This is a genomic window from Streptomyces sp. NPDC050388 (assembly GCF_040655635.1).
GTDB lineage: Bacteria > Actinomycetota > Actinomycetes > Streptomycetales > Streptomycetaceae > Streptomyces.
In genome coordinates this window covers 1-26797 of record NZ_JBFAKH010000046.1, presented here as the reverse complement: position 1 = coordinate 26797, position 26797 = coordinate 1, and the positions used below count along the sequence as shown (strand labels likewise).

General features: G+C 70.3%; 25 protein-coding genes and 1 pseudogene. 9 read left to right on the top strand and 17 right to left on the bottom strand.

Annotation, left to right across the window (positions count from 1 at the left end; all coding sequences use genetic code 11):
* The first annotated feature begins 279 nt into the window (after positions 1–279).
* The gene (locus tag AB0I73_RS24945) at positions 280–1416 is read left to right on the top strand and encodes an ADP-ribosylglycohydrolase family protein (protein WP_363040810.1); all 1137 of its coding nucleotides are present in this window, start codon (positions 280–282) and stop codon (positions 1414–1416) included.
* Between the two features lie 7 nt (positions 1417–1423).
* On the opposite strand, the gene AB0I73_RS24940 is transcribed toward AB0I73_RS24945, so the two are convergent.
* Together AB0I73_RS24940 and AB0I73_RS24935 are read right to left on the bottom strand one after the other, a co-directional pair.
* Complete coding sequence (locus AB0I73_RS24940) at positions 1424–3355, bottom strand: MFS transporter (protein WP_363040808.1); 1932 nt, start codon at positions 3353–3355, stop codon at positions 1424–1426.
* Positions 3356–3544: 189 nt separating this feature from the next.
* Complete coding sequence (locus AB0I73_RS24935; RefSeq protein ID WP_363040806.1) at positions 3545–6097, bottom strand: D-alanyl-D-alanine carboxypeptidase; 2553 nt, start codon at positions 6095–6097, stop codon at positions 3545–3547.
* A gap of 247 nt (positions 6098–6344) precedes the next feature.
* On the opposite strand from AB0I73_RS24935, the gene AB0I73_RS24930 reads away from it, so the two are divergent.
* The 3 genes from AB0I73_RS24930 (at position 6345) to AB0I73_RS24920 (ending at position 8714) form a co-directional block, all read left to right on the top strand.
* Complete coding sequence (locus tag AB0I73_RS24930) at positions 6345–7103, top strand: GPP34 family phosphoprotein (RefSeq protein WP_109381324.1); 759 nt, start codon at positions 6345–6347, stop codon at positions 7101–7103.
* 337 nt (positions 7104–7440) lie between these two features.
* A complete protein-coding gene (locus AB0I73_RS24925; RefSeq protein WP_363040804.1) occupies positions 7441–8298 on the top strand; it encodes a helix-turn-helix transcriptional regulator in 858 nt (285 codons plus the stop codon).
* 224 nt (positions 8299–8522) lie between these two features.
* On the top strand, positions 8523–8714 hold the full coding sequence (locus AB0I73_RS24920; protein ID WP_109381322.1) for a DUF397 domain-containing protein: 192 nt from the start codon (positions 8523–8525) through the stop codon (positions 8712–8714).
* Positions 8715–8843: 129 nt separating this feature from the next.
* On the opposite strand, the gene AB0I73_RS24915 is transcribed toward AB0I73_RS24920, so the two are convergent.
* The 3 genes from AB0I73_RS24915 to AB0I73_RS24905 all read right to left on the bottom strand — a co-directional run bounded on the left by AB0I73_RS24915 (position 8844) and on the right by AB0I73_RS24905 (position 11359).
* On the bottom strand, positions 8844–9737 hold the full coding sequence (locus tag AB0I73_RS24915; protein WP_363040801.1) for a MerR family transcriptional regulator: 894 nt from the start codon (positions 9735–9737) through the stop codon (positions 8844–8846).
* 113 nt (positions 9738–9850) lie between these two features.
* Entirely contained in the window at positions 9851–10360 is a 510-nt protein-coding gene (locus AB0I73_RS24910; protein ID WP_363040799.1) for a glutathione peroxidase, read from the bottom strand.
* Between the two features lie 9 nt (positions 10361–10369).
* Complete coding sequence (locus tag AB0I73_RS24905; protein ID WP_363040797.1) at positions 10370–11359, bottom strand: winged helix-turn-helix domain-containing protein; 990 nt, start codon at positions 11357–11359, stop codon at positions 10370–10372.
* A gap of 87 nt (positions 11360–11446) precedes the next feature.
* Between AB0I73_RS24905 and AB0I73_RS24900 the strand changes: the two genes are divergently transcribed.
* Positions 11447–12703: an MFS transporter gene (locus AB0I73_RS24900; protein ID WP_363040795.1), complete on the top strand. Its 1257-nt coding sequence runs from the start codon at positions 11447–11449 to the stop codon at positions 12701–12703.
* Here the strand turns inward: AB0I73_RS24900 and AB0I73_RS24895 are convergent.
* The 5 genes from AB0I73_RS24895 to AB0I73_RS24875 form a co-directional block, all read right to left on the bottom strand.
* The gene (locus AB0I73_RS24895; protein WP_363040793.1) at positions 12694–12945 is read right to left on the bottom strand and encodes a hypothetical protein; all 252 of its coding nucleotides are present in this window, start codon (positions 12943–12945) and stop codon (positions 12694–12696) included. The genes AB0I73_RS24900 and AB0I73_RS24895 overlap by 10 nt on opposite strands.
* A gap of 249 nt (positions 12946–13194) precedes the next feature.
* Positions 13195–14022, bottom strand: coding sequence for an SAM-dependent methyltransferase (locus AB0I73_RS24890; RefSeq protein ID WP_363040791.1), 828 nt, complete (start codon positions 14020–14022; stop codon positions 13195–13197).
* A gap of 137 nt (positions 14023–14159) precedes the next feature.
* A complete protein-coding gene (locus tag AB0I73_RS24885) occupies positions 14160–14360 on the bottom strand; it encodes a DUF397 domain-containing protein (protein ID WP_363040789.1) in 201 nt (66 codons plus the stop codon).
* An 8-nt stretch (positions 14361–14368) separates the two neighbouring features.
* On the bottom strand, positions 14369–14749 hold the full coding sequence (locus AB0I73_RS24880) for a DUF397 domain-containing protein (protein ID WP_363040787.1): 381 nt from the start codon (positions 14747–14749) through the stop codon (positions 14369–14371).
* A gap of 8 nt (positions 14750–14757) precedes the next feature.
* A complete protein-coding gene (locus tag AB0I73_RS24875; protein ID WP_363040785.1) occupies positions 14758–15609 on the bottom strand; it encodes a DUF5753 domain-containing protein in 852 nt (283 codons plus the stop codon).
* A 232-nt stretch (positions 15610–15841) separates the two neighbouring features.
* Between AB0I73_RS24875 and AB0I73_RS24870 the strand changes: the two genes are divergently transcribed.
* Positions 15842–16255 carry an ATP-binding protein gene (locus AB0I73_RS24870; RefSeq protein WP_363040783.1) on the top strand — a complete coding sequence of 138 codons (414 nt, stop codon included), beginning with the start codon at positions 15842–15844 and terminating at the stop codon, positions 16253–16255.
* A 155-nt stretch (positions 16256–16410) separates the two neighbouring features.
* On the opposite strand, the gene AB0I73_RS24865 is transcribed toward AB0I73_RS24870, so the two are convergent.
* Positions 16411–16914: a GNAT family N-acetyltransferase gene (locus AB0I73_RS24865; protein WP_363040781.1), complete on the bottom strand. Its 504-nt coding sequence runs from the start codon at positions 16912–16914 to the stop codon at positions 16411–16413.
* Between the two features lie 107 nt (positions 16915–17021).
* Positions 17022–17474 carry an Lrp/AsnC family transcriptional regulator gene (locus AB0I73_RS24860; RefSeq protein ID WP_109381312.1) on the bottom strand — a complete coding sequence of 151 codons (453 nt, stop codon included), beginning with the start codon at positions 17472–17474 and terminating at the stop codon, positions 17022–17024.
* Between the two features lie 111 nt (positions 17475–17585).
* Here AB0I73_RS24860 and AB0I73_RS24855 point away from each other — a divergent pair, with 111 nt between their 5' ends.
* Positions 17586–18203 (top strand): LysE family translocator, encoded by a 618-nt coding sequence (locus AB0I73_RS24855; RefSeq protein WP_363040779.1) that lies wholly within the window; start codon positions 17586–17588, stop codon positions 18201–18203.
* Between the two features lie 159 nt (positions 18204–18362).
* Here AB0I73_RS24855 and AB0I73_RS24850 read toward each other — a convergent pair whose 3' ends face one another.
* The 4 genes and pseudogenes from AB0I73_RS24850 to AB0I73_RS24835 form a co-directional block, all read right to left on the bottom strand.
* Positions 18363–18803, bottom strand: coding sequence for a hypothetical protein (locus tag AB0I73_RS24850; RefSeq protein WP_363040777.1), 441 nt, complete (start codon positions 18801–18803; stop codon positions 18363–18365).
* A 72-nt stretch (positions 18804–18875) separates the two neighbouring features.
* Positions 18876–20333 (bottom strand): IS607 family element RNA-guided endonuclease TnpB, encoded by a 1458-nt coding sequence (gene tnpB / locus AB0I73_RS24845; RefSeq protein ID WP_363040775.1) that lies wholly within the window; start codon positions 20331–20333, stop codon positions 18876–18878.
* On the bottom strand, positions 20330–20914 hold the full coding sequence (locus tag AB0I73_RS24840; RefSeq protein WP_363040773.1) for an IS607 family transposase: 585 nt from the start codon (positions 20912–20914) through the stop codon (positions 20330–20332). Before AB0I73_RS24840 ends, tnpB begins: the two co-directional genes overlap by 4 nt.
* Positions 20915–21040: 126 nt before the next feature.
* Positions 21041–23151, bottom strand: a pseudogene (locus AB0I73_RS24835) (restriction endonuclease).
* Positions 23152–23487: 336 nt separating this feature from the next.
* Between AB0I73_RS24835 and AB0I73_RS24830 the strand changes: the two are divergent.
* Entirely contained in the window at positions 23488–24849 is a 1362-nt protein-coding gene (locus AB0I73_RS24830) for an MFS transporter (protein WP_363040772.1), read from the top strand.
* A gap of 165 nt (positions 24850–25014) precedes the next feature.
* Complete coding sequence (locus tag AB0I73_RS24825) at positions 25015–25689, top strand: TetR family transcriptional regulator (RefSeq protein ID WP_363040770.1); 675 nt, start codon at positions 25015–25017, stop codon at positions 25687–25689.
* Positions 25690–25787: 98 nt separating this feature from the next.
* Here the strand turns inward: AB0I73_RS24825 and AB0I73_RS24820 are convergent, their stop codons facing one another.
* Positions 25788–26492 (bottom strand): hypothetical protein, encoded by a 705-nt coding sequence (locus AB0I73_RS24820; RefSeq protein WP_363040768.1) that lies wholly within the window; start codon positions 26490–26492, stop codon positions 25788–25790.
* Positions 26493–26797 lie beyond the last annotated feature (305 nt).

The following is a 26797-nucleotide window of genomic DNA, read 5'->3' as shown; positions in this document are numbered from 1 at the left end:
AAACCGTACTTCGGAACGTATTCCGAAGTCAATCGATGGTGTGTCCCTCCGCCGTGATTGCGCGACGTGGTCGGGCGCTGTTGTGACGACGTGAGGCGCACCCGGGTGACCCGGGGTGATCGGTGAAGGGCTGGGACGCACGTGCCCAGCGTGGCCGGTAATGGTCAGGATCGGTCGTTTCGGGTGCCGCTCCCCTGCCTCACCGCGTACTGGACCGGTCACTCCCGTTCGTTACAGTGCTGGGCGTCGCACGTACGCACGGTGGCCTGGGAGGTCTGGGTGGACGCGACTGCCGGGCCCGTGTGGGGGCGGTGCGAGCAGCAGGACTTCCGCAGCCGGGTGCGCGGAACGCTGCTCGGGGTCGCCCTCGGGGACGCCCTGGGCGCGCCCGTGGACGGGATGGGCGCCGACGCGATCCGGAAGGCGCACGGCGCCGCGGGGGTCACCGGACTCGTCCCCGCCCACGACCGGCGCGGGGCCGTCACGCACCTCACCCAGATGACCCTGTTCTCCGTGGACGGACTGATCCGCGCGCAGGTACGGCGCGACACCGGCGCCTGGCATCCGCCGACCGACCTGCACCAGGCGTATCTGCGCTGGGCGACCACGCAACGGGACTGGGGGCCGGACGAGCGCCGGGCGGAGGACGGCTGGCTCGCGCGGGAGGAGTGGCTCTACGCCCGCCGGGACCCGGCCCGCGCGCTGCTGCTGGGGCTCGGGGACGGGACCATGGGGACGCCCGGGTCGCCCAAGAACCCCGGTGAGGCGGGGCCCGAGGCGGCGGCCCGCTCGGCGCCCTTCGGGCTGCTCGTCGGCTGGGAGCCGCAACTCGTCGCCCAGCTCGCCGTGGAGTGCGCGGCACAGACCCACGGGCACCCGACCGCCTACCTCGCGGCCGGCGCGTACGCGGTGATCGTGCACGGGCTGGCCCGGGGCGAGAGCCTGGACACGGCGGTGCAGCGGGCGCTCGCGCTGCTGGCCGCCCGGCCGGGGCACCAGCCGGTGTCGGACGCCCTGCAGCAGGCCCTGGGTGCCGTGCGGCAGGGGATGCCCACCCCGGAGCGGGTCACCGAGCTCGCCGGGACGGGCACGGCGGAAGGGCTCGTCGCCGCCGCCGTGTACTGCGCCCTGGTGGGGGAGGACGTACGGCACGGGCTGTGCCTCGCCGCCAACCAGGACGGGCCGAGCGCGGCGGCCGGCGCGCTGTCCGGCGGGCTGCTGGGCGCCCTGCACGGCGAGACGGCCCTCCCGCCGGCCTGGCTGGCCGAACTGGAGGGCCGTCCCACGATCCTGGAACTCGCCGACGACTTCGCCATGGAGATGACCCAGGGCCCCGCCCTGCACAGCCCCGCCGGCTCGTCCCCGGCCTGGCTGGCGAGGTACCCCCGGGGGATCGCAGGCACCCTGCCCGGCTGACCCCCCGTCAGCGCAGCTCGTCCGGGCAGGGTGTGCCGCGCGGCACGGTGTACGGCGCCGCCAGCCGGTACGTGCCCGGCTTCGGCGCGAGCAGCACCGTCCACTTGTCGCCGTTCGCGTCCTCCTCCGTCTCCATCAGGCAGCCGTTGACGTTGTCGTACGTCTTCGGCACGTCCTCAGCGTTTCCGGAGCCGTCCCCGTCGGAACGCTCCTTGGACTCCTCCGTCTCCTGCGGCGGCTGCAGCTTGTTGCCCTCCGCGTCGACGATGCTCAGCCACGGCGAGTACGGGATGCGCACGAGGACGCGGCCCGCCTTCTCGACCCGCATCGTCATCTCGCCCTGCTCGGCCCGCTCCACGACCGTGTTCGGCTCGGCCAGCGGGGTCGGCTCGCTCACCTCGAACAGCTGCCAGTTCGCGTCGCCCCAGACCTGCTTCAGATAGGGCAGCCCCCGCTGGACCAGCTCCCGCTCCCGCTGACCGCCGTCACCGTCCGGCTCGTCCTTCGGCAGCACCACGAAGTGCACCGCCCAGCGCTTCAGCCATTCGTGGTAGTTCGCCGAGTTGAGCGTGTCGTCGTAGAAGAGCGGATTGCGCTCCATGTCGGCCTGCCGGTTCCAGCCCCGGGCCAGATTGACGTACGGCGCGAGCGCCGAGGCCTCGCGGTGCGAACGCGCCGGCACGACCTCCACCCGCCCCCGCTCCGCCCCGACCTCCTGGAGCTCGTTCACCAACGGCGCCAGCTCACGCGCCCACGACGCGGCCGGCGTGGTGTGCACGACGTCGTCGAGCGACTTGAAGCCGATCCACCCGACGAACCCGACGAACGCCACGACGATCGCGTACCACTTGAGGCTCCGTGGCACCGCGAACGGCAGCGCCGCCACCAGCGCCACCCCGGCGAACAGCATCGCCAGCCGCGTCATGTTGGAACCGATCTGCGAACTGACCAGCCAGACCAGCACCACGCCCAGCCCGTACACCGCGGCCGTGATCCGGACCGTGAGCCACTCCCGGGGCACCAGGACGGCCACCAGGACCGAGAACACCAGCGGCAGGACCACCGAGCCGAACCCCATCGGCTGCGTCCCCGAGAACGGGAACATCCAGGCCGACACCGCCACCACCGCGGTCGGCCCCAGCCCCAGCGCCCACGCCCCCGGCCGTCGCTTCTGCAGGAACAGGGCCACCGCCACCAGCCCCACGAACAGGCCCGCGACCGGCGAGGACATCGTGGCCAGCGCCGCCAGCGGCGCCGCGCACAGCGCCTTCGCCCAGCGCTTGTAACGCCAGCGGTACGGCCAGCAGAACACCACGGCGACCGCGGCCAGCCCGAACATCATGCCCAGCCCGAACGTCACCCGCCCCGAGGCCGCGTTGCCCAGCAGCCCGAACACGCCCGCGAGCGCCGCCCACAGGGGATTGCGCAGGCCGGGGAGGCTGCGGATCAGCAGCATCGTCAGCAGCGCGGCCGACGCCGTCCCCGCGAGCATCATCGTCGTCCGCACACCGAGGAGCGACATCAGGTACGGCGACACCACGCTGTACGACACCGGGTGCATGCCGCCGTACCAGGCCAGGTTGTACGCGGAGTCGGGGTGCCGGCCGACGAACTCGGCCCAGGCGTCCTGCGCCGCCAGGTCGCCGCCGCTGTTCGCGAAGGTGAAGAACCAGACGATGTGCAGCGCGCCGGCGAGAGCGGTGACCGACAGCACCGGGTGCCGCAGCATCCGGGCCCGCACCGCGAGGACGACGGCCCTGGAACGGGAGACCCGCGTGGGAGTGGGGATATCGGGGTCGGCGTCCGAAGCGGCTTCGGAGCCGCGCTCAGGGTCGGGTGTGCCGCCCGGCGGCCGATCTGCTTCCGGGGCGTGTATTCGCGGGCCGGAGCCCGGGCCCGGATCGGCGTCGTCGGCGCGTGTCGGCTCCGCAGTGGCCACCTGAAGGCACTCCCCGTGTCCCGTCTTCTGTTCGCGTTCCGTTCGCGGTCGCGGCCGTCCGCCGTGGTGCTGACATCCGCGTCCCGGCCACGGCGACCTGCCCGTTTCGTGACGCTAGCACGCGCCCCGCCGGCCGGCGCCCGGGCGGGCACCGACCGGCGGGGCGCGATGCCCGCCGCTCGCCGTGGATCAGCCGATGCGGGTCAGCTTGGCGGAGAAGCCGGGCTCCACGAGGTCCTCCTGGAGGGCGACCGGGACCTTGACGGCGGCGCTGTCCTTGCCGTCGCCCACGGTGAGCGCGCCCACCTCCGTACCGGCCTTCTCGGTGTGCGGCAGGGCGTCGGCGGAGAGGTCCAGCTTCACCTTCAGGCCGGCCCAGCCGACCGCGGTGACGTCCTTGGTGACGACGACCGGGGTGTGACCGCCGAGCCGGTCGTCGACGTACCCGACGACGTCGCCCTTCTTCAGGATCTTCTCCGAGGTCGGCACCTCCTGCGCGGCGAGCAGCGCGGTCTTGCTGACCGCGTTGACCAGGTCGAGGGTCGACTGTGCCTTGCGCTGGCCGAGGATCGCGCCGACGACGGTCACCGTCTGGCCGTCGACCTCCTTGCGGGTGGCGAAGAGCAGGTTGCCGCCGGCTGCGGTGGTGTTGCCGGTCTTGAGGCCGATCGCGCCGATGGTGTAGGGCAGATGGTTGTGGTTGCTCCAGTTCTTGCCGGTCGGGTCCGTCCAGCTGGCCGCACTGGTGATGGCCACCATGGCCGGGATCCTCATGGCCGCGATGCCGAGCTTCACCTGGTCCTCGGCGGTGGAGACGGTGGTCTTGTCCAGGCCGGACGGGTCGGTGTACGTGGTGTCGGTCATCCCGAGCTCCTTGGCGGTGGCGTTCATCTTCTCGACGAACGCCTCCTCGGAGCCCGCGTCCCAACGCGCCAGCAGGCGCGCGATGTTGTTCGCGGAGGGGATCATGACCGCGGACAGGGCCTGCTTCTGGGTGAGGAAGTCGCCGGCCTTGACGGTGTTGAGGGTGGACTCGCCCTGCTGGTCGTAGCCGCCCTCCTTCTCCGCCGTCGGGTCGATCTCGATCTTCGGGCCTTCCTCGCCCGGCTTCAGCGGGTGGTCGCGCAGGATGACGTACGCGGTCATGGTCTTGGCGACCGAGCCGATGGCGACCGGCTTCTGCTCACCGAACCGGTCCATCGTGCCGATGCCGTCGACGCTCATCCAGCCCTGGCCCTCGTCCGGCCAGGGCAGCTTCACCTGGTCGCCGTCGAAGGTGTGGGTGTCCTTCGCGGTGAGCGCCAGGGTGGGTGCGGGCAGCGGCCGCATGTTCTGCACGACCGCGAAGACGATCACCAGCAGCACGACCAGCGGCGTCCAGATCTTGACCCGCCGCACGGCCGTCCGCAGCGGGGTCTCCGGCGGCGGCGGGGTGTTGGTCAGCTCGGCCAGCAGGTCCAGCGGCGGCTTGGGCGGCAGCGGCTGCTGCCTCGTCAGCTCCGGCCCGACCTGCGGGACCGAACGGGTGGCGGCGGCGGGGGAAGTGACGGGCGATGCGGCGGCGGGCGACGCGGAGGGCGGCACCCGGAGCGCGGTGGTGACGGAGTCCCCGAGCTTCGGGGCCTTGCGCACCTCGGGGTCGTCCAGGTCCTTGAGCGGCACGAACTTGCTGGTGCGCTCGGCCGCGGACTCGGGCTGGGGGTCGGGGGCGGACCGACCCTTGTCCTTGGCCTTGTCCTCGCCGTCCTCGCCCTCGAGGTCGTTTTCCGCCGCCTTGTCGTCCGCCTTGTCGTCCGTCCTCTCGGCGGCCTTGTCGGCGTCCTTGGCCGCGTCACCCAGCTTCAGCATGGTGGTGGGCTGATCGACGGCGGGCGCGGAGGGGCGCGGGGCCTTGAAAACGGCGGTGGGCTGATCGGTGGAGGGCGCGCCGGGGGCAGCCTCGTCGGTCTCGGCGGACTCGGCCCCGTCGGTCCCGGCGGCGGACTCGGCGTCGACGTCGTCGGTGCCGCTCGCCTTGTTCGCGTCGGCTTCGGGGGCAGCCTCGTCGGCCTCGGCGGTCGCGTCCGTGTCGGTGCCGTCGCCGTCGTCATCGGCGGTGGGGGTGTCGGCGACGACGAGGGCCGCGTCGGCGTCGGCCTTCGCGTCCGACTCCGACTCGTCGCCACCGTCGGCCCCGGAAGCCTCGCCTGAGCCCTCGTCGAGGCTCTCGCTGCCGTCCTGGCCGTTCTGGGCGTCCTGCTCGTCCGTGTCGTCCCCGTCACCGTCCTCGGCCTTCCGGGGGCTCTCCGCGCCCTTCCCCGGCCCGTCCTGCTCCGTCCGCTCCGCCTCGTCCGCAGACCGCACCCACGAGGCGGCGACGGCCTGCAGCCGCCCGTCACCATCCAAGGCGGAATCGTCACGCCCGTCGGGTGCGGCTTCCTCGGCCCCGGAGCCCGACTCGGCGGAATCCGAGGCCTCTTCGCCCTCCCGGTCCTCCCGCTCCTCCTCGTCGGTCCGCGCCTCGCGTACCGACAGCACCCGGGTGGCCGTATCGGCGTCCCCTGTGGAGTCCTTGGCCGACGCGGACGACTCCGACGGCGTCGACGACGACGCCGCGTCCCGGCCCACCGGCAGCCGGGGGTCCCGCTTCTCCGCGGAGTCCTCCGTCGCACTCCTGGCCTCGGGAACCGGACCCGCGCTCCCCGGCGTCGGTTCTGCCGACGACTCGCGCTGCTTCGACCTGTCGGGGGACTCGCCCGCCACCGATGCCTCCTCCGTGCGTCGCGCGTCCGCGCGTACGCCTACCGAACCGTGAATCCGCAATTCGCCCGTCCGGAACAACGCTCAGCGGCGCTGTCCGAACCATGTACCAGTGTCCTGTGTACGGGCGTCCCCCACGTGGTGGACGAGAACGACATACCTGTCGGTTCCCTCACGAACCGGTCACGCACCCTCGACAGACCAATGTGAGAGGGGTCACCCTGTCATTCATCCACGCGGGGAGGCATGGATGGGCAGGAGCCGCAGAACACTTCCGGAAGAGCTTTTGCTGCTGGCATTGGACCCGGCCACGGGTACCACTGCGCAGCCGCAGTCGCTCGACCTCGGTCTGGCCGGAGCGCAGCTAGTGGAGCTGGCGCTGGCCGGACGGATAGCCCCAGACGGGGATCGTATCGCCGTGGTGGTGCCACGGCCGACTGGAGATCCGACTTTGGACTGCGCGTTGGAGTTGCTGCGAAGGCGCGGCGCTCCGGTTCGGGCCGTCCACTGGATCGGCGGGCCCCGTCTCGGGCTCCGCCAGACCTACCTCTCGCATCTGGAGCGGTGCGGCATGGTGCATGCCGTGGCCGGCCAGATGTGCGGGGTGTTGCCGACGACTCGCTACCAGGCGACGGACACCGAGATCAGCCGGGAGATCAGGGCCCGGCTGGACTCCGCGATCCGCACCGGCGTGCCGCCGGACCCGCGGACCGCGGCGCTCGCCGCACTGGCGCACGCGGTGGGTCTCGGCAAGCACCTGTACCCGGGGAACGAGGGTCGCTCCTCGCGTTCCCGGTTGCGGGACCTGATCCGGCACGACCCGATGGGCGGCCTGGTGGCGCATGCCGTGATGGACGTGCAGAACGGTGTGGCGGCCCAGCCACGCCGTGGCGCGGCCCCGGCAGGCGGCCGTCAGGCCACCCCCGGCGGCCGGGGCGGACCGGAACCCGCCCGAGGGGTACCGGCCCAGCCGCGCCACGGATCCATGGCGCGCGCCGCCGCCCACTAGGCCGACCGGGCTCACCGGGGCCCTGGTTCGGCCCCGGCACCGCAGCACCGGTCACGGGAGCCGCTGTTCGAGCGGGGCGGAGAGTGCACGGCTCTCTCCGCCCCGCTCGGCGTGCCGCGAACCGGCGGACCTCACGACTGGTCGACGGCGCAACCGGTCGACGCTACCCGCCCGCACCGGTCCGTCGCGTCACCACACCGCGAACTGCCGGACAGTGGTCGCACATCCACTGTTTCCCAGCGGTGGGAAGCGCCTTGGTGGCAGTCTGCTCAACACCAGATACGCAAAGTGGCAAGTACGAGTAAGTACGAGGCACACAGCCGGAGGTGCACGTCCCGTGGCGTCCAATGTCAATCCCACCGTCAGGCGACGCCGGCTGGGCCAGGAGCTCCGCAGGCTCCGCGAGCTCAAGGGCATGACGGCCGAGGAAGTGGCGGAACGACTGCTGGTGTCGCAGTCGAAGATCAGCCGACTGGAGAACGGCCGGCGCAGCATCAGCCAGCGTGACGTCCGCGACCTCTGCGGAGTCTACGAGGTGGAGGACCAGCGGGTCGTCGAGTCGCTGATGCAAATGGCCAAGGACTCGCGCCAGCAGGGCTGGTGGCACGCCTTCGGCGACATCCCGTACAGCGTCTACATCGGCCTGGAGACGGACGCGGAGTCGCTCAGGGTCTACGAACCGCAGATCATCACCGGCTTGTTGCAGACCCGCGCGTACGCCGAGGCGATCGTCCAGGGCGGTTCGCCCGAGTCGTCCGACCAGGAGAACGACAAGCGGGTCGAGGTGCGCCTGCGCCGACAGGGCCGTATCACCGCCGAGAAGGACCCGCTGCGGCTGTGGGTGGTCCTGGACGAGGCCTCGCTGCGCCGGATCGTCGGGAGCAGGCAGGTCATGCGTGAACAGCTCGAGCACGTCATGGGGCTGTCCCAGTTGCCGCACATCACCGTGCAGGTGCTGCCGTTCGAGGTCGGCGCGCACTCCGGCATCAACGGCCAGTACTCCATCCTGGAGTTCGCGGACGCGGCCGACTCGAGCGTGGTGTACATCGAGGGCGTGACCAGCGACCTGTACCTGGAGAAGCCGCACGACGTGCAGAAGTACACCGTGATGTACGAGCACTTGAGGGCGCAGTCCCTGAACGTGGAACAGTCCCGCCAGCTGCTGGAACGCGTCGCGAAGGAGTACGCGCGCTGACCCCCTGGGGGAGAGGGCGGGATGTTATATCGCTGACACGCCTGACTGAAAGTGCTCTTGGAATATGTCACCCAGTCGAGTGAATGGCCCCGCCGGAAAAGGATGCTGACGAGTAGCGTCGATCACGCCAACCACGAACGAGGGCTGGCGAAATCCGTTCTGCGGGTCCCTGCCGGAATGCGCAGCCCGGTGACAGCAACTCAGCAACTGGCTACGGAGCGAACATGGCAATTCGTCTGGGCACCACGGAAACGTGGACGACGTCCTCCTACACCAACAACAACGGCGCGTGCGTGATGGTCAGGTCGACCACCGAGGAGGCACTGGAACTCGGGGACACCAAGATCCCCGAGGGTCCGAAGCTGGCCTTCCCCGCGGACGCGTGGACCGCTTTCGTGGCCTCGGTGAAGGCCTGAGAAGGCCGGAACCGGACAGAGCTCCACGGAGCCCTCTCGACGAGACCGCCGTCCTTGCCGAGAGGGCTCGACCCACCCCGCAACCCTCTCGGCACGGCGAACGACTCCCCGCAGCCTCACCGCATGGCGTCAGCCCGACGACTCAGCGGCTGACCGCACCGGAAAGGCGACATCGCACACCGGATCCTCGACCCCGGCGGCATCCCAGTCCGCGAAGTACACCTCCCTGCACGGACCCGCAGCCGCCAGCCCCTCGGCCGCCATCCACTGCTCCACCGCCTCGAACGCGGCCAGGATCTGCGGATGAGCCACCTGCGCCTTGGCGATCCGGGTGTAGGCCAACCGCTGGGCCGGCTCCACCCGCACCGCCGTCTCCCACGCCCGGCCCCGCGCCTCGACCCAGGCCCGCGCCGCCGCCTCGTCGGCGACCGGCACGCACGCCTCGGCAGGACCGTCGCTCTCCGTCGACACCTCGGAGTGATAGACGACGAACGGCACCCCGGCCACGCCCCCGCACTCCGAGGCGCCCCGCTCCAGCCGACCCAGCGCCGCCCCGATCCACGCGGGCAACTCGTCCGCCAGAGTGTGCCGCGTCTCGGTGATCAGCACCTGCCGGGGCACGTCCACCGTCTCGACCACGAACTTCCCGTACATCTCGGAACTCCTCCCAGAGAGCCGTCCACGGAGGAATTCGGCGAGCGTCCGCTGCCCGGCGACCCGCGCCTCGACGTCCGCCCAGTAGGCGGCGAGCCGGTCGGCCGCGGCCGCACCGTCGTCCGCGTCGAGCACCTCGGCGATCCGGGCGAGCGGCATGTCCAACTGCCGCAACAGCGCCACCGTACGGGCCCGCTCGACCTGACCCGTCCGGTAGTACCGGTAACCGGTGGCCTCGTCGACCCGCGCCGGCGCCAGCAGCCCCAGCCGGTCGTACAGCCGCAACGCCTTGGCCGACAGCCGCGCCCGCGCCGCGAACGCGCCGATGCCGAGCAGTTCCCCGCTCTCCGAGTCCACCTCTGGGTCCACCGCGCCATCCTCCGTCGCCGGGCGGCCCGTCCGCCCGACGACACGAACGCTGGACCCTGCCCCAGGGGCAAGGTCAACGCGGCCCCCGGAACCGGATGCCGGGGCGGCAGCCCCTAACCGAGCGCGCTCTCGACCGCCGCCACGACCTCCGCCGCCTCCGGCTCGGTCTGCGGCGAGAATCGGGCGACGACCTTGCCGTCCCGCCCGATCAGGAACTTCTCGAAGTTCCAGCGGACGTCCCCGCTGTGCCCCTCGGAGTCCGCGAAGCCGACCAGCCGCTCGTACAGCGGGTGCCGCCCCTCCCCGTTGACCTCGACCTTCTCGGTCATCGGGAAGGTCACCCCGTACGTCGCGGAGCAGAACTCGGCGATCTCCTCCGAGGTGCCCGGCTCCTGCCCCATGAACTGGTTGCAGGGCACCCCGAGCACCGTGAAGCCCCGTGCCGCGTACTTCTCGTGCAGCCGCTCCAGCCCGGCGTACTGCGGCGTCAGCCCGCACTTGGAGGCCACGTTCACCACCAGCACGACCTGCCCCGCATACCGCCCCAGCTCGGCGGACCCACCGCTCAGAGCACCGATCTCGACATCGAGGGGAGAAGAACCGTTGGTCTCTACAGTCGTCATACCCGGATGCTAACTCCGCCCGTCACGGGACATCCCCGTACCCGCCTCCAAGAGCACCTCACCGGCCGCCGACCGCACGTACAACACGGACCGCCCCGCCCGGCCCCACCGCTCCACCAGCCCTGCGTCCAGCAGCACCCGCAGATGCCGGCCGACCGACCCCAGCCCCTGACCGGTCACGGCGACGAGCTGGCTCGTACTCATCGGGGAACCGAGCAGCACCAGCACCCGGGCCCGCGCGCCCCCGAGCAGCGCCCCCAGACTCACCGGCACCGCCCGCCCACCCCCGTCGGCGAGCGCCCCCGTGCACGGGTACACCAGGGCGTACCGGTCCGTCCCCTCCCACGACACCCAGCCCACACGCTGCGGCGTCACCGGTACGAACACCAACTCGGCCCCGGAGATCTCCCGGGGCGGATACTCGTGCAGGTTGACCTGGAGCCGGCTCTCCCCGAGCCACCGGGTCCCCGGCCGCAGGGCGTCCAGCACGGCCGCCCAGCCACCCCGTCCCACCTGTGCCACCCGCGCCACCACATCGGCCTCGAGCACCCGTCGGCGCCGGGCCCAGTAGGGGCGCACGGTCTCCTCCCAGACCCACGTGAGCAGGTCCGCGGCGCGCTCCGGCAGGTCGTCGCGCTCCAGCAGCGGGGGAAGCGGACCGCGCAGGGACAGACCGAGATGCTCCCGGGCGACCGCGGGCGAGACCGCGCGCACCCGCGCGACCTCCTCCTCGAAGGTCTCCCCGCCCCTCGGAGTCGGCGTCAGGAAATCGGCGATCCACTCCACCCCGAGCCCGGACGGGACGAGCAGCGCGGTGACCGGGTCGCGGGCCAACCGCGCTCGGTAGGCGGGCAGATGAGCATCGAGCCACTGCCACTCACCGGGATGCGCGGCATGGGTGGCGTGCAGCAGCCGCAGACTCGCGAAGGTCTCGGCACACGGTGACAGCACGAACCGGCTCGCGGCCAGCGTGTCCGCACTGACCTGCCACCACCCCACCCCAAGGGTCCTTTCCCAAAGCCGAGTTGCTTTCGCGCACCGGCGAAACAATAACGCCGCTCACCGTCCCTCCCCAGACTCCCGCGCATGCGCAGCTACAGGGACCTCTTCCGCACCGCGGAGTTCACCCCGCTCTTCCTCACGGCCGCCGCCCAGACGGTCGCCCGGACGACGAGCGGCCTCGCCCTGGCCACCCTGGTCTACCGCGAGACCGCCTCACCCCTGCTGTCCGCACTGGCCATGTTCGGCCCGTCCCTCGCCCACGTCCTCGGCGCGACGCTCCTCATGTCCGCCGCGGACCGCCTGCCACCCCGCGCGGCGATGACCGGTCTGGCACTGCTCTACGCGGCCGGTACGGCCGTCATGGCCCTGCCCACCCTGCCGCTCACGGCGCTGTTCACCGTCCTCCTCGTCAAGGGACTGGCGGAGTCGGTCGGCGGGGGAGTCCGCTGGGGACTCCTCAACGAGATCCTCCCCAAGGACGGCTACCTCCTGGGCCGCTCGCTCTTCAACATGATGAGCGGAATCATGCAGATCGCGGGCTACGCGGCGGGCGGCATCCTGGTGGCCGTCCTCTCCCCGCACCTGTCACTGCTCCTGGCGGCGACCCTGCATGCCACGGCCGCCGCAGCCGCCCGCCTGACCCTGACCCGCCGCCGCCCGCGCGCCTCCGGCCGCCCCTCCGTACGAGCCACCTGGCGCGCGAACGCCGCCCTCTGGTCGTCCCCACCCCGCCGCCACGTCTACCTGGCCCTGTGGATCCCCAACGGCCTGATCGTCGGTTGCGAATCCCTCTACGTCCCCTACGCCCCCGAGGCCGCCGGCACCCTCTTCGCCTGCGCCGCCTTCGGCATGCTGGCCGGCGACATCACCGTCGGCCGCCTGGTCCCGCCCAGCCGCAGAACCCGCCTGGGCACCCCACTCCTCCTGCTCCTGGCCACCCCGTACCTGCTCTTCGCCCTCCACCCACCCGTCCCCGTGGCCGCCGCCCTGGTCGCCCTGGCCTCGATCGGCTTCGGAGCGAGCCTGGTCCACCAGGAGCGCCTGACGACCCTCACCCCGCCCCACCTCTCCGGCCACGCCCTCGGCCTCCACTCCTCGGGCATGCTCACCCTCCAGGGCCTCTCCGCCACCCTGTCCGGCACCCTGGCCCAACTGACCACCCCGGCCATCACCATGACGGCCCTCGCGGCGACGTCCCTGACGGTGACAGCAGCACTGGCAGCGGCGTCAAGCCGTCACCACAAGCGACACGCATCGGCGGAGAGGCCGGCACCCTCACCCCCCACCACCGGGTCGCGAACCCCAGCCGCCCACGAGACCAAAGACAGCGATCACACCTGATCGCTGTGTTTCTCCTTCTTCTCCAGGCTCCTTGCCATCCACGCCCGACAAGCCCAGCGCGCAAGGGCACCCGCGGCCAGGGAGGCGAGGATGGCGCCCCAGTCGATGACATGCGGCAACCCGGGGAAGAACGCGAAGAAGGCGAGAGCCGCGACAAGCCCCGCAACGAACGACACGATCCCGGCCCGGCGTTGGCGCTCCGCATACCCCGGACCCGTATCCGACCCATGCTGCTCGGTCATGAACGTCTCACTTCGTGATCAAGGTGATCTCCTGCTGGTTGTTCCTGGCGAACGTCGGGAACAACCAGGAATTGCCCTTTCGGGTTGTCTACTGTCGGGCGGTTTCACCATGACAGGTGATCACGTGATTGCTGCGCTGACCTGCAGAAACGTTACCCGGGATCGCCAGTGCCGGCCGTCGGCTCTGAGGGCGAGAAACAGGTGGGGGCCGACCCGCGGGTCGGCCCCCACTCGCCTTCCTGCTCCCGGCTACGGCTTGCGCCCCACCCCGCAGAAGGCGTCCACGTCCTTCGCCTCGTCCTCGTCCGGCGCGCTGGCCTCCGGACGCCACTCCGGGACCCGTACGACGCCCGGCTCCACCAGCTCCAGGCCGTCGAAGAACCCGGCGATCTCCTCGACCTCGCGCACGTAGTACGGCACGGCGCCGCTCGCGTTGTAGGCGTTCGAGGCCGCGACCATGCCCTCGCTCGTGGCCGTACTGTCGCTGATCACCAGGTAACTCCCCGAGGGAAGCCCCGCCATGAGCCGGCGCACCAGATCACGCGCCTGCTCGTAGTCGGCGACGTGGCCGAGCGTGTTGAGAATCATCAGCGCGACGGGCTGGGACATGTCCAGCGTCCCGGCGGCGGCCCGCAGGACGGACTCCGGGTCGTAGAGATCGGCGTCCAGATAGTCCGTACGGCCCTCGGGGGTGCTGGTCAGCAGGGCGTTGGCGTGGGTCAGCACGATCGGGTCGTTGTCGACGTACACGATCCGCGCGTCCGGAGCGACGCGCTGCGCCACCTGGTGCGTGTTGTCGGCGGTCGGCAGTCCCGTACCGATGTCCAGAAACTGCCGTATCCCCTGCTGCCCGGCCAGATGCCCGACGGCCCGCCCGAGGAAGCGTCGACTGGTGTGCGCCACGTCGACCAGCCCGGGGAAGATGCCCTTGATCTGGTCCCCGATCTCCCGGTCGACCTTGTAGTTGTCCTTGCCCCCGACGAAGTAGTTCCAGAACCGCGCCGAGTGCGGCTTCGTCGTATCGATGCGGGCACGTGTCTCGAAACCGGCACTGTCCGGGGTGGTGTCCTCCGACACGGCTGAGCCTCCTGTGATGAGCGCGATCAGTGCGCCCAACGTAGGCGAACGTGACCGGATTTCACCCTGGTTGGCGTCAAAACCAGTGATCGAAGCACTTGTTCCAGCCACTTCACTGCGTGGCAGAGCGCTTGTTGCTACACCAGAGGTCCCGGTTGGGCCTTCAAGCCGCCGACGAAGGCGGCGAAGACCGGAGCGGATACGGAGAAAGCGGCACAGGCCGGGTACTTCGAGTCACGGATGGCTATGCGGGTGTCCGCCTCCGCGATTTCCACGCAGGCGTTGCCGTCGCCGCTGCCCGAGTAGGAGGACTTCCGCCAGTTGTCGCGAGTAATCACCGGGCGCCTCACAGCTCCTTGGTCAGAGCGCTGCTGTTGGCATTGGCGACCAGGGGCGAGAACCCATTCCCCCTCAGAGTGTCTTCGATCTCGTCGTTGCTGAGGTCGGGCAGGCCTATCTCTCCCATGGGGTCGGTCGGGTACGGAGGGATGTCTTCAGGCCCTGTCGGGATGACCTGGGCGACGGCGACACCGTTTTGATCCTTCAGAGCATCGACGAGGAGGGCGAAAGCAAGGGCAGAGACGGAGAGGGAAGCACGGGCAGGGTCCTTCGAGTCGCGGATGGCTATGCGGGCGTCGTCAGACTCCGCGACCTCCACGCAGTCGTTGCCTTCACCGCCCCCGGAGAAGGAGGACTTGCGCCAGTGAGTAGTGGGGTGGGCGGTCATTGGGTTCCTCACAACTCCTTGGTCAACTCATGGATGAGGTCACGTGACTGATCTGGGGTGAGTGACCGTTCACTCACCCTATGGAAGAGCTTCCGGAAGTGTTCCAGCTGGGCTTCGGAATCGAGGAGTGCTGTGCCGTGAGGGGCATCGCGTACCACGGTGTCCAGACGAGGGACCGGTCCACCCAGGTGCACCATGGTGCTTCCGGCGCCTGCGAAGTCGTCCAGTGCGAAGGGAATGACCCTGACCGTGACATGGTCGGCATCTGACATCTCGAGGATGCGCGTCAGTTGAGCCCGAGTCGCAGCACGTCCGGCGACCTTGATCCGAAGCGCTGCTTCATGGATCACGGTGTCGTACGGGATCGGGTCTGGGCCTTCGATGACGATCTTCCGCCGCATCCTGTGTGACACCCGGTGTTCCACCTCCGAGTCCGGGAATTCCGGGTTCATGTAGGCGAACAGGGCCCATGCGTAGTCCTCCGTCTGAAACAGCCCCGGCACGTGGATGACCGCCACGTCCTTCCGGAACTTCGCGTGGTGCTCCAACTCGGCGAGATCCAGGTACGCGGCGGGCAGAAGACCTCGGTAGTCCTCCCACCAGCCTCGGGCCCGCTCAGTTGCCATGAAGACCAACGCGTCGATCAACTCAACGTCTGAACAAGCGTAGTTGGCGGCAAGGCGACGTAGTCGCTCCTCGCTTACGCCGGCGAGGGCAGATTCGATGTGGCTGATCTGCACGGGGCTCACTCCGAGCAGCGCCGCCGCCTCCCGAGCGGCTAGCCCCGCAGCGTCACGGAGGCGACGCAACTCGGTCGCCAATCTCAACTGACGCGCCGTCGGTTCACGCCTCAAGGCCATCGACTGCTCCCCAATCCAATGCGCCAGTGAACGCAACTCGTTCGGGGTCAGATTACGCGAACCGGCTTGCGTGACATGAAGAATTAGACCTACCGTCGGTGACGCATTGAGCGCTATACGTGAGCTGGAGCGTCGGAAGTGCACCGCTTCGTCCTGCCATGACGTGGCGGCAGTGACACCGTCGCCCGTCCTCCTGCAGCGCTCCCAACTCCCTCACCCAACTGGAGTTCGCATGCCCGAAACCGAGCCGTGGGAGTACTCCCTGTACATCCCGAACGACCCGAGAGCCGTCACCATCTGCCGTCGCACCCTGCGTCTGATCCTCACCATGCACGGCCTGATTCGCCTGGTCGACGTCGCGGAGCTGATGGCTACGGAGTTGGTCTCCAACGCCGTGCGCCACACCAAGGGGCCGGCGGCGCTGCGGGTGCGCTGGTCGGCCAACGGCGTCCTGCGGATCGGGGCGTGGGACGCGGACCCGTCCCCGCCGGAGCCGCCGCGGCCCTTCACCCCGGAACTGGAGGAAGAGGACGGGCGGGGCCTGGCTCTGGTGCGGGCCTGCGCCGACGTGTGGGGCTGGCAGCCGCTGGCCAGGGAGGGGAACAGGGGGAAGTACGTATGGTGCGAGCTGGGCACCGCTGGGTGACCGAGTACCTCGCGCGTAGGCCCCGTCCTTCAAGGCAGGGTCAGTAGTCGGGTCGCCTGGGGTGACCCGAGTGCTGACCGATCTCGGCATGCCCGGTGCCCCGCCGGAGCGCACTCGAGCAGGTGTGCATGAAGCCCCGGGAGCGTGCTCTCGCGTCACGGCAACGCGCGTGTGAGCCAGACCACTTCACCGTTGTCTTCCGTGGAAACGTGGTCCCGCTCGAACCCGAGCTTCTCAAGGACACGGAGCGACGGTGTGTTCCATGCGCCGACGGTCGACCAGAGCCGTTTCCGCCCGGTCGCGACAGCGGCATCGAGCACCGCCCTGGCCGCCTCGGTGGCGTAGCCACGCCCATGCGCGCGCTGGAACAGCTCATACGCGATCTCGGGCTCCTCCAGGGTGGAGCGGCCGATGATCAGCCCGCAGTAGCCGATGAAGTCGTCTTCGTCACGGCGCTGGATGGGCAACAGGGCGATCCCCGTAGTGGCCGTCGCGGTGAGCAGCTCCGCGATGGACGTCCGGATGTGCTCAACCGTGGGGGTCCCCTTGCCGCGTTCGGAGAGGAGGGCGCAGAACTCGGCGGCGTCCGACTCGGCCCACGGCCGCAGTATCAGCCGCTCGGTCTCAAGGCGGAACGGCATTGTTTTGTACGCAGTCATGCCCCCACTCTTCCCACGGAACATCACGGACGAGCCATGCTCGTGACCTGTGGATCGGCTCGGAGAGGTGCGCCCGGGCTGAGCGGCGTCCGGCCTGCGCCGACGGTCTATGCGGGCAAGGGCCGGTCGTCGACGACGTTCTTCATGACGAGGGTGGAGGTCAGGCGCTGCACTCCGGGCAGGCGGGCGAGTTGCTGGTCGTAGAGCTGCTGGTAGGCGGTGAGGTCGGTGGTGGCGACCCGCAGGAGGTAGTCGGGTTCGCCGAAGAGTCGTTGGGCCTGGAGGACGTGCGGGATGGCGCTCACCGCTTCTTCGAAGGAGGTGACGGTGTCGGGATCCTCCCAGCGCAGCGTGGCGAAGACGAGGGTTTCGAAGTGGAGGCCGACGGCGGCGGGGTCGACGACGGCGCGGTAGCCGCGGATCGCACCTTCGCGTTCGAGGTCGCGCAGGCGGCGGTGGCAGGGCGAGACGCTCAGCTGCACACGTGCGGCGAGTTCGGTGACCGTGAGACGGCCGTCCATCTGCAGCTCGGCAAGAATCTTCCGGTCTAGGGCGTCCATGAAGAAGATTCTCCTCCAATAGGCGAGATTCTGGGGTAAAGACAGGAACACTTTCGGGCCGGTCCGGCCTAGCCTCCCTTGCGTAGCCGGGTACGTGAGAGGGACGGATTCATGGACGCGACCACGCTGGCGGCTTTTCTGGCGGTGGACCTCCTGCTGGTGTTCACCCCGGGGGCGGACTGGGCCTTCACGATCTCGGCGGGTCTGCGGGAGCGCTCGGTCCTCCCGGCCGTGACCGGGCTGATCGCCGGGTACGCGGGCTACACGATCCTGGCCGTCGCGGGCCTGGTCGTGATCGTGGCGAGCTCGCCGGTCGTGCTCACCGCGTTGACCGTCGCCGGAGCCGGCTACCTGGTCTGGCTGGGCTGGAACGTGCTGCGCCAGCCGGCCGCCCTGGCAGCCTCGGAGGAGACGGCCGGTGCCTCCCAGAGACAGGTGATGCTCAAGGGCGCCGGGATCAGCGGCTTGAACCCCAAGGCGCTGTTGCTGTACTTCTCGCTGTTCCCGCAGTTCATCGACACCACCGGCGGCTGGCCCGTCGCCGCGCAGACCGGCCTGTTCGGCACCCTGCACATGACCGCCTGCGCGCTGGTGTACCTCACGGTCGGCTTCCTCGCCCGCACCGTTCTGAAGACCCGTCCCTCCACGGCCCGGGCGGTCACCCGCGCCTCGGGCGCCATCATGATCGTCATTGGTGTCGTCCTGCTCGCGGAACGCCTGGCCGCCTGACCGGACCCGCCCTGCTGCACACCGGCACGAAGGAGAACACGGACATGGAAGACCGCACGCTGTTGGAGCAGGCGAGTCCCGCGGTCCGCAAGCGCGTCCAGGGCAGCTTCGACCGCCGGGGCCTGATGACCCACCTCGGCGCATCGATCGGTGGCGTTCTCACGGCAGGTCGGTGCGTCCCAGCCAGGCCGGCTTGACCGGCACCCCGTCCGCGTACCGTTCGACCGGCTGCTCCACAGGCTCGGCTGCTGCGGCGACGGGCGCACTCGGCGCCTCCACCACAGGCTCCGGCACGGTTTCCACCACCGGTTCCGGGGCGGGGGGCGCGTCGGAGTCCTCGAGCAGTTCCGCCACCGTGAACCGGGTGACGAACGACTGCCACGCCCCGTCCACGACGAGCAGGAACCCGTCGTCCTGTCGTAGGAGCCGACGGCGCTTGGGGTTTCTGGGGTGCGCGGGTGAGTGGTTCCGCGCCCGCCGTTCCAGCTCCGCGAGTGCCTCCTCGCGCTCTCCGGTGACGTGAGCGAGCACGTATGCCTCGGTGTGCTTGCGTTCTCCGACCCCCATGGTCGTCTCGATGACCAGTCCCCAGGTCGTCATGTCCTTCGCCGTTGCCGAGACCGTAGTCAGGTCTCGGCATTCCGGGCATTTCGGCCCGGAAGGTCCGTCTCGTCACCAGAGCGTCAGGGGCTCGGTTTGAGGACGGTCTCTCGTTTCCGTCTGCCGCTGTCGAGGCAGGGTTGCGCCACCTGCCCGCCCCGCCTCCGCCGTGCGGCGGAGGCGGGTGGTGCGGGTCTTCTGGTCGGCTCCACGAGGCTTCGACACCGCCGGGGCGGTGTCCTGGTCTCCGGCCACTCCGGTACCAGTCACGCAGGCTGCCGCGAGGGCGGCGAGGTTGAGCGCGGCGTTGTCGTCCCGGTCGATGACCAGGCCGCAGGCGTCGCATTCGTACGTCCGGACGTGCAGCGGCAGCTTGGCTTTCACCGCGCCGCACCCGGAACAGGTCTTGGAGGAGGGGTACCAGCGGTTGGCGACCACGAGGCGGGTGGCGTGGCGCTGACGGGTCTTGTAGTCGAGCTGGCGGCGGATCTCGCCGAATCCGGCGTCGGCGATCTGGCGGGCCAGACGCCGGTTGCGGAGCATGCCGGCGACGTTGAGGTCTTCGACCACGACGGTGCCGTACTCGGCGGCCACCGCGGTGGTGAGCTTGTGCAGAGCGTCTTCGCGGAGGTTTGCCACGCGGTGGTGGACCTTGTTCCGCTGGGCGTTGGCCTTCTCCCACCGCTTCGACGGCTGCTGTCCGGTGCGCCGGTCAGGGCCCTGGCGTCGGGACACGACGCGGGAGACGCGGCGCAGCTGTTTGCGTGCCCTGTCGTAGTGGCCGGGATTGGGCGCGGTGCGGATCTCACCCGTCGAGTCGGCCATGACCGCGAGGGTCTTCACCCCGAGGTCGATGCCGACCGCGGCATCCGGCCGCGTGACGCGGACCAGGCCGCGTTTCACCTCCGCCTGGAAGGACACGAACCAGCGTCCGCGCTCGTGCCGCACCGTCGCGGACAGGATCCGGGCCGTCCTGGCCTGGACGCGGTCGAGGAGCTTCGCTGTGCATTCGTGGGTGCGGACCGTGCCCAGGCGGGGCAGCGTGACGTGCCGGCCGTCGGCGTCCACGCGGATCGTGCCGGTGGTGAACCGGCAGGACAGACGTGCCTTCCGTTTCGACTTGAACCGCGGCATACCCATCGCACGGCCACGGCGCTTGCCCCGCTTCGACTTGGCGTAGTTGTCGAACGCGGCAGCGGCGTTCGCGAGGCCGGTGGAGTACGCCTCCTTGGAATTCTCCTCCCACCAGGCCGCGAACCTCGGATCGGTGTGCTTGGTCTCGTTGAACGCCTTCCGCAGGACGGGCAGCGACCATGGCCGCCATTTTGTCAGCTGCTCCTCGGCGACGCCGTAGGACTCCTCCGCGCGGCGCTGCCACCACGACGCCTCGACCCAGCCGACAGCCCAGTTGTACGCGGCACGCGCCGCGCCGCAGTGCGAACGCAGCGCATGCTCCTGGGAGGCGTTCGGGTCCAGGGCGAACCGGAACGCCTGCACCACAAAACCGGGCTGCGCCTGGAACTTCTTCACTCGGTGGCCTCGCCGGTCGCCATGGCCACCGCGCGGGCGGCGCGGTTCTTCGCCGCCCGCCGCCCGTACAGGCGGGCGCACATCGACGTGAGCACCTCGGTGATGTCTGGCACCAGGTCGTCAGCGGTCTCGGTGGGGTCGAGGACGACCAGGCGCCGCCCGGACGCCGACAGGACGGCTTCGAGATGCTCGACGCCGAACCGGGCCAGCCGGTCCCGGTGCTCGACCACGATCACCGCCGTCTGCGGGTCGGACAGCAGGCGGTGCAGCTTGCGGCGCCGCCCGTTCAGCCCCGAGCCGACCTCGGTGACGACCTCGGCGACGGCCAGGCCGAGCCCGTTCGCGCCGGCCACGACCCGGGCCGCCTGCCGCTCGAGGTCGGCCTTCTGGTCGGCGGACGACACGCGGCAGTACGCCACCACCCGCCCCGAGGTCGCAAAGACGGCCGGAGCGGACTCGGTGACCAACCACGTTCCGGACGGCGCCTGGCGGACCGGAACGGGCATCTTCCCGTTCTTCACCCATCGCCAGGCGGTCTGGTAACTCACGCCCTGCTGCCGTGCCCACTCCGAAAGCTTCACAAGGCCAAAATATTCGACATCCGCGACTAGAGATGACTATGAATGACTAGAAAATCTGTAGCAGCTTTCACCCACTCGTCCACCTCGGTCCCGCCTCCGAAGCGACACGGCCGTTCGACGGCGGAACTATTCCACGTCGACGCCGTAATCCCGGACCAGTTCCTCCAGGCCGCCCCGGTATCCCCTGCCTCCGGTGACGAAGTCCCAGTCGCCGTTCGCGCGGCGGCGGAAGGATCCCAGCACGAGGGCGGTTTCCTCCGGGCGGCCGTCGGAGACCTGTAGCTGGTCGAGCGGGGACCCCTCGGAGTCCAGCAGTCGGATGCCGGCGTCGGTGAACCCGGACAGGTCGGCCGCGGGGTCGGCGACGGGGTCGACCGCGGCGATGACGACGAGGCGGTCGGCGCGTGCCGGCAGGGCGTCGAAGGAGACCTGGACGGCGGCCCTGTCCGGCGCGACGGGGGCGAGCGTGCGCACCGTGCCGTCGGGTGTGCGGGGATTGTTGTAGAAGACGAAGTGGTCGTCGTCCAGGACCCGGTTGCCGTGGCAGACGAGCACGCACACGTCCAGGGCGACGCTGCCTGACCAGTACATGCCCAACACGTTGTGATCGTCCGTGCCGGTGGCGCTGCCGGTGTCACCGCCGGTCTCGCTGTCCGGTGCCGTCCTCTGGGCAGGCACCGGGCGTCCGCCGCCGCCCAGGCGCCCGCGCAGCCCGTGGCGGTGCAGCAGGTCGACCAGTTCGGAGCCCGCCACCAGTTCCAGGGGCTTGCCGTTGGCGAAGGTGTGTGAGCCGGGGCCGAACGCGGAGGTGGTGACCAGGACGCCCTTGTTGGCGCCGGCGTCCTGGACGGTTCCGTACAGGTCGCGGACGGCGGTCGGGGGGACGGTGTTGCGGTAGCGCTTGACCTGCACGACGATCTTGCCGCCGCGGATCGGGGCCGGGTCCAGCGCGTCGACGTCGACACCGCCGTCGTTCGAGCGCTGGGTGGTCACGGCCTGCATGCCCATGGCCCGGAACAGATCGGCGACCAGCGTTTCGAAGGCGACGGGGTCCATCTCGTACAGATCCGGCTCTTCGCCGTCCCCATGGGTGACGACGCCGTTGCCGACGTCTTCGGGAAGCCGGCCGGGCCGCACGGGCGCGTACTGGTCGGGGCGTGGGGACAACTGCCCCCGGAGGCCGTCCACCAGGCAGTTGACCGCGTTCACCTGTTCCAGGTGCAATGCGGCGAACGTCGAACGCGAAGCCATGACGGTGCCGAGGAACATGGGCGTCCGTCTGCCGGTCGCCGGATCGTGATCGTCCACGAACCCGTTCAGCGCGACTGATTCCAGCGCGCCGAACTCATCGGCTGCGAACAGGTCCCGCAGCACCAGCAGGAGACACTGCGCGAGTACGTCCCGGTACAGGGCGCGGCGTTGCGTGACCGGTCGGGGTGACTCCTTCACCTGATCGGCGTTGATCATGTAGCGCGCCGACTTCGCCTCCGGGACGACGTCGTACTTGGGCAGCTCCCAGTTCAGCACCAGCTGGCGTGCCCCCGAGTCGTACGCCGCGGACAGCCGGCGGGGCAGGTCCTCCGGCCAGCCGGTCGAGGCGTAGAGGGCGGCGGAGAAGTACTCCACCGCGGCCTCGGGATCTCCGTTGCGAAGCCCCGTCGCCATCTCCACGATGCCGGCGTTGTGCCGACGGATCTCGTCCAACTGGGCCTCGGCCCACTGCTGGTACTGCGCCTGATAGGTGGCCAACTGGTGTCGGCGCTGCGCTTCGGCGGCCTGTGCGGCCTGCCGGTCCCGCTCGAACCTGGAGCGGGCCTCCGCCTGTGCCTGCGCCCGCCGTGCGGCGGTCCAACCGCCCTGCTGCGGCTGGTACTGAGGCTGGTTCGGGTCCGGCATGCGGATGGGGTGCGCGAGCTGCCCCGGGAGAAGGCCTCGATCCGCTCCGGCCGGGTGAGCGCGCCAGCCCGGAACGCCGGAGCCCGGCACCCCGTCGTCAGCAGGCCCTGCAACGCCTCGACCTGCGCGTCGAGTTCCTGCGTACGGCGCCGAGCCTCCGCCTCGCGCTGCTCCCGGTAGGCCGCTCTCTGCTCACGGTAGCTGCGCGTGATCTCCCGCTGGTGGGCGCGCTGTTGCCGCTCCTGCTCCCGCTGGAACCTGGCTTGCGCCTCCTGTTGACGTTGCTGTTGGCGCTGCGCCTCGGCCCAGACAGCGACCAACCCGTTGGAGCGACGGCTCATGCTCGACAGGCCCTCCCCACCGGCGACCCGGCATGCGTGCACCAGGTTCCGCCCCCGTAACCAGCAGTGATGGAAAGACTTTAGTCGGCAACCGGCCGCGCGCCCACACGCTTGCTTCGGACTGCCTTCACTTCATCTTCACCGACCTGTCGCACCCGCGTCCGCGACGGCGTTGGCGGCCGGTCCCGCGGCGTTGCTCTGCCGTCACCCGTGCCCAGAGGCGTCAACTCGAGCCTGCGTCAGAGGTCTTGTGCTCGGGTGTGGCGTGTGGCACAGTCCAGCGCCACCGAGTGTCAAAAAATGACATCCAGTGCCATACGCTCCGGGAGCCCCGTTGTGAACCAGCAGCGAACCGCGCAGGACGGCACCGACGCCCTGCACGCCACGGCGAGCCGCAAAGCGGCCTTCCGTCTCTTGCCGATTCTGTGCCTCACGTACTTCATGGCGTTCGTGGACCGCACCAACGTCGGTATGGCCAAGACGTCACTCGAAGCCGACGTGGGCATCAGCGCCGCGGCGTACGGCGTCGGCGCCGGCATCTTCTTCCTGAGCTACGCGCTCCTGGAGGTGCCCAGCAACCTGATCATGTACCGCGTCGGACCGCGGCGCTGGATCACCCGGATCGCCGTGACCTGGGGTCTGCTGTGCTCCTGCATGATGTTCGTGCAGGACGAACTGTCCTTCTACGTCGTCCGGTTCCTGCTCGGCGCGGCCGAGGCCGGCCTGTACCCGGCGCTCATGTACACCGTCACGATCTGGTTCTCGCAGAAGCAGCGGGTGACCGTGGTCGGGATCCTCTACCTCGCCGTGTGTGCCGGGTTCGCGCTCGGAGCTCCCCTCGGCGGCGCTCTCATGGAGCTCCACGGAGCGGGCGGACTGTACGGCTGGCAGTGGATGTTCCTGGTCGAGGGCCTGCTCACCGTGGTCGTCGCCTACTTCGTGTGGCGCCTCGTACCCGACCGGCCGGAGGACGCACCGTGGCTGACGGAGCGGGAGGCCGCGGTGCTGAACGACCGCGCGGTCGTGCGGACCGCTCCGGGGCACGGCACCCTGAAGGGCAACGTCAGGATCGCCTTCGCCCGGCCGTTCATCCTCGCCCTGTCCCTGATCTACTTCGCGAACCAGGTCAGCAGCGTGGCGATCCAGTACAACTTCCCGTCCATCGTCGAAAGCCTCGACGTCGAAGGGGCCTTCCTGATCGGTGTCGTGAGCGGCAGCGCCGGCATCGCCTCGTTCGTCGGCGTGCTCGTGATCCCGTGGATCCAGCGCCGCGTGCGGAACGAGGTCCGGGTCCTGACGTACGTGACGGTCGCCACGGTCCCGGTGGCGATCGCGTACAGCGTCTCCGACGGTGCCGTGCTGCGCATTCTGCTGATCGACGCCGCGATGCTGCTGCTGGTCGGCATCCTCCCGCTCTACTGGTCGGTCGCGATGGCGCGGATGTCCGGGCTGATGGCCGCGGCCGGGCTCGCGTTCATCAACACGGTCGGACTGCTCGGCGGGTTCGTCGGCCCCTACCTGTACGGACTCGCCGAGGGCCGGGGAAGCGAGTCCGCCGGGTACGCCGTGCTCGTGGGCGCCGCCGTCCTCGGCGTGCTGCTCCTGCCGGTGCTGCACCGAACGGTGCGTTCCGAGGACCGGCGGACCGGCCAGGAGGCCGACGTGGGCTCTCCGGCCGGTGCGGAAGGGGTGAGGTGACCACGCGGAACCGCGCCGTCGCCGCCCGGGCCGGCCTGTCCGGCGGGTAGGCGGCGCCGACCGCGCGCGGGGAGGCGGCAGGCCCGGCCTTCCCGCGCGACCGTGGCCATAGACTCCTCGACGACTTCGCGCGACGACGTCGAGGAGTCGAGGAGGGGAGGGGCCGTGGCCGAACGGGGGCTGGAGACGAAGTACCGCATCGCGGAGACGGCGATGGCGCTGTTCCTGGAGCAGGGCTACGAGAGCGTCACCGTGGAGGCCGTCGCGGACGCGTCGCGGGTGTCGCGGCGTACGGTGTTCCGGTACTTCGACGGCAAGGACGAGCTGGCGTTCCCCGATCACTCCGCGCGGCTGGAGCTGCTGGCGCGCCACCTGGTGAAGCCGACCGGGGGGCGGTCGCCGGTGGACGTCGTCGTCGCGGCCACCGAGGTGGTGATGCTCGACTTCCTGAGCAGGCCCGAACTGGTGCTCCAGCGCTACCGGCTGACCCGGGTCGTGCCCGAGTTGCGCAGGCGTGAGGTGCTCGAGAACGAGCGCTACGTCGCCCTGACGCGGGCGTATCTGCGTGACCGACTGCCCCCGGACGGTCCGGCGTTCCTGCCGGTGGCGCTCTCCGCGCTGATCGACGCGATGCACCGGTCGGCGCTCGGCAACTTCGCCCGCAGTGGTGGGACGGTGGACGCGTACGCCGAGCTCAAGGAAGGCACGGAGTGGATCCGCCGGACCCTGGCCGAGGAACCGGCCGCCGGCAGCCCCCTGCTGTTCGCCGTGCTGCCGGACACGGCGGCCGCGCGGCACGCGTTGTCGACGCTGCGCGACGAGGCTCAGGACCTGCTCTGAACCCGGTGCGTCAGCCGCGGCCGATCCCGGGCATGCCGGACCGCACGACGGGCACCGCCGACGCGAGCACCCCGGGAACTCCGGAAACTCCGGAGCGTTCAGTTGCCGGAGGCCGTGGTGAGGGGGAAGCCGCCGCTGCCGCCGCCGCGCATGTCCTCCATGTCGAACGGGTCCGCGTCGGCCCGGACGGCATGGATACTGAGCCGCCCACTGCCCGCGGGGGCGTCCTCGGCGGCGCTGATCCGGTACTCCACGATGCGGGTGCCGTCGGCGGGCAGGTCCCGCGCACCGGACGCGCCGGTCAACGGCTGGTAGTCGTTGACCACGGCCAGCTCGACGGGGTGCCAGTCGCCGTCGGGGGCCTCGCGCCGTTCCACCGTCAGCTCGGGCTGCCGCTCGCCCGCGTAGTTCCACTCGACCTGTGCGGAGAGCGCGATGCCGCGGAGTGCCTCGCCGGTGGTGTTGCAGAGCTTGACGAGGACGGTCTGCGGTTCACCACCGGGGTGGACGGTGACGCCCTCGCGCGGGCCGGCGACCGTGGTGATCAGGTGGCCGTTGGTCCTGTCGGCCTCGGTGAGCCGGGGACAGGGCTTGGCCTGGAAGTCCGCGAAGCCGGGGTTCGGCGGGCTCTTCACGGCCGCCGGAGCACCGGGCGTCCGGGACGCCGGCGCTGAAGCACCGGGCGAGGAGTTGCCCGTGTCGCCGTCCGCCGGGGCCGACGGCCTCCCGCAGGCGGTGGTGAGGAGCACCGCCGCCCCTGCCGCGGCGACGGCGAATCCGGTCCAGCGTCTGGCTGCGCGCACGGATGCCCCTTCTCGCGGATCACTGTTCGGTGATCACGACGCCCGAAGCCCGCTCATGGTTGCGCCGCGGCCGTGATGGCGCGTCGTCGCGACGGGCGCTCCCGCGCGTCATGTCCCAACCGAAGCCGCGCGGCTGCGGCACATGGGTGCTGATGTAGAACCTTTCACTCTCATGGGCTGGAACCTGTCGTGGCTGCTGTAGACATGCGTATGCGTCGGGGTTAGTGTGTCTGCTGTCATCAGGAAGTCAGTGAGGCGTGGCAGACACGAACTGCCCGCGTGGAGACAGAGGTTCTGGCACGGCG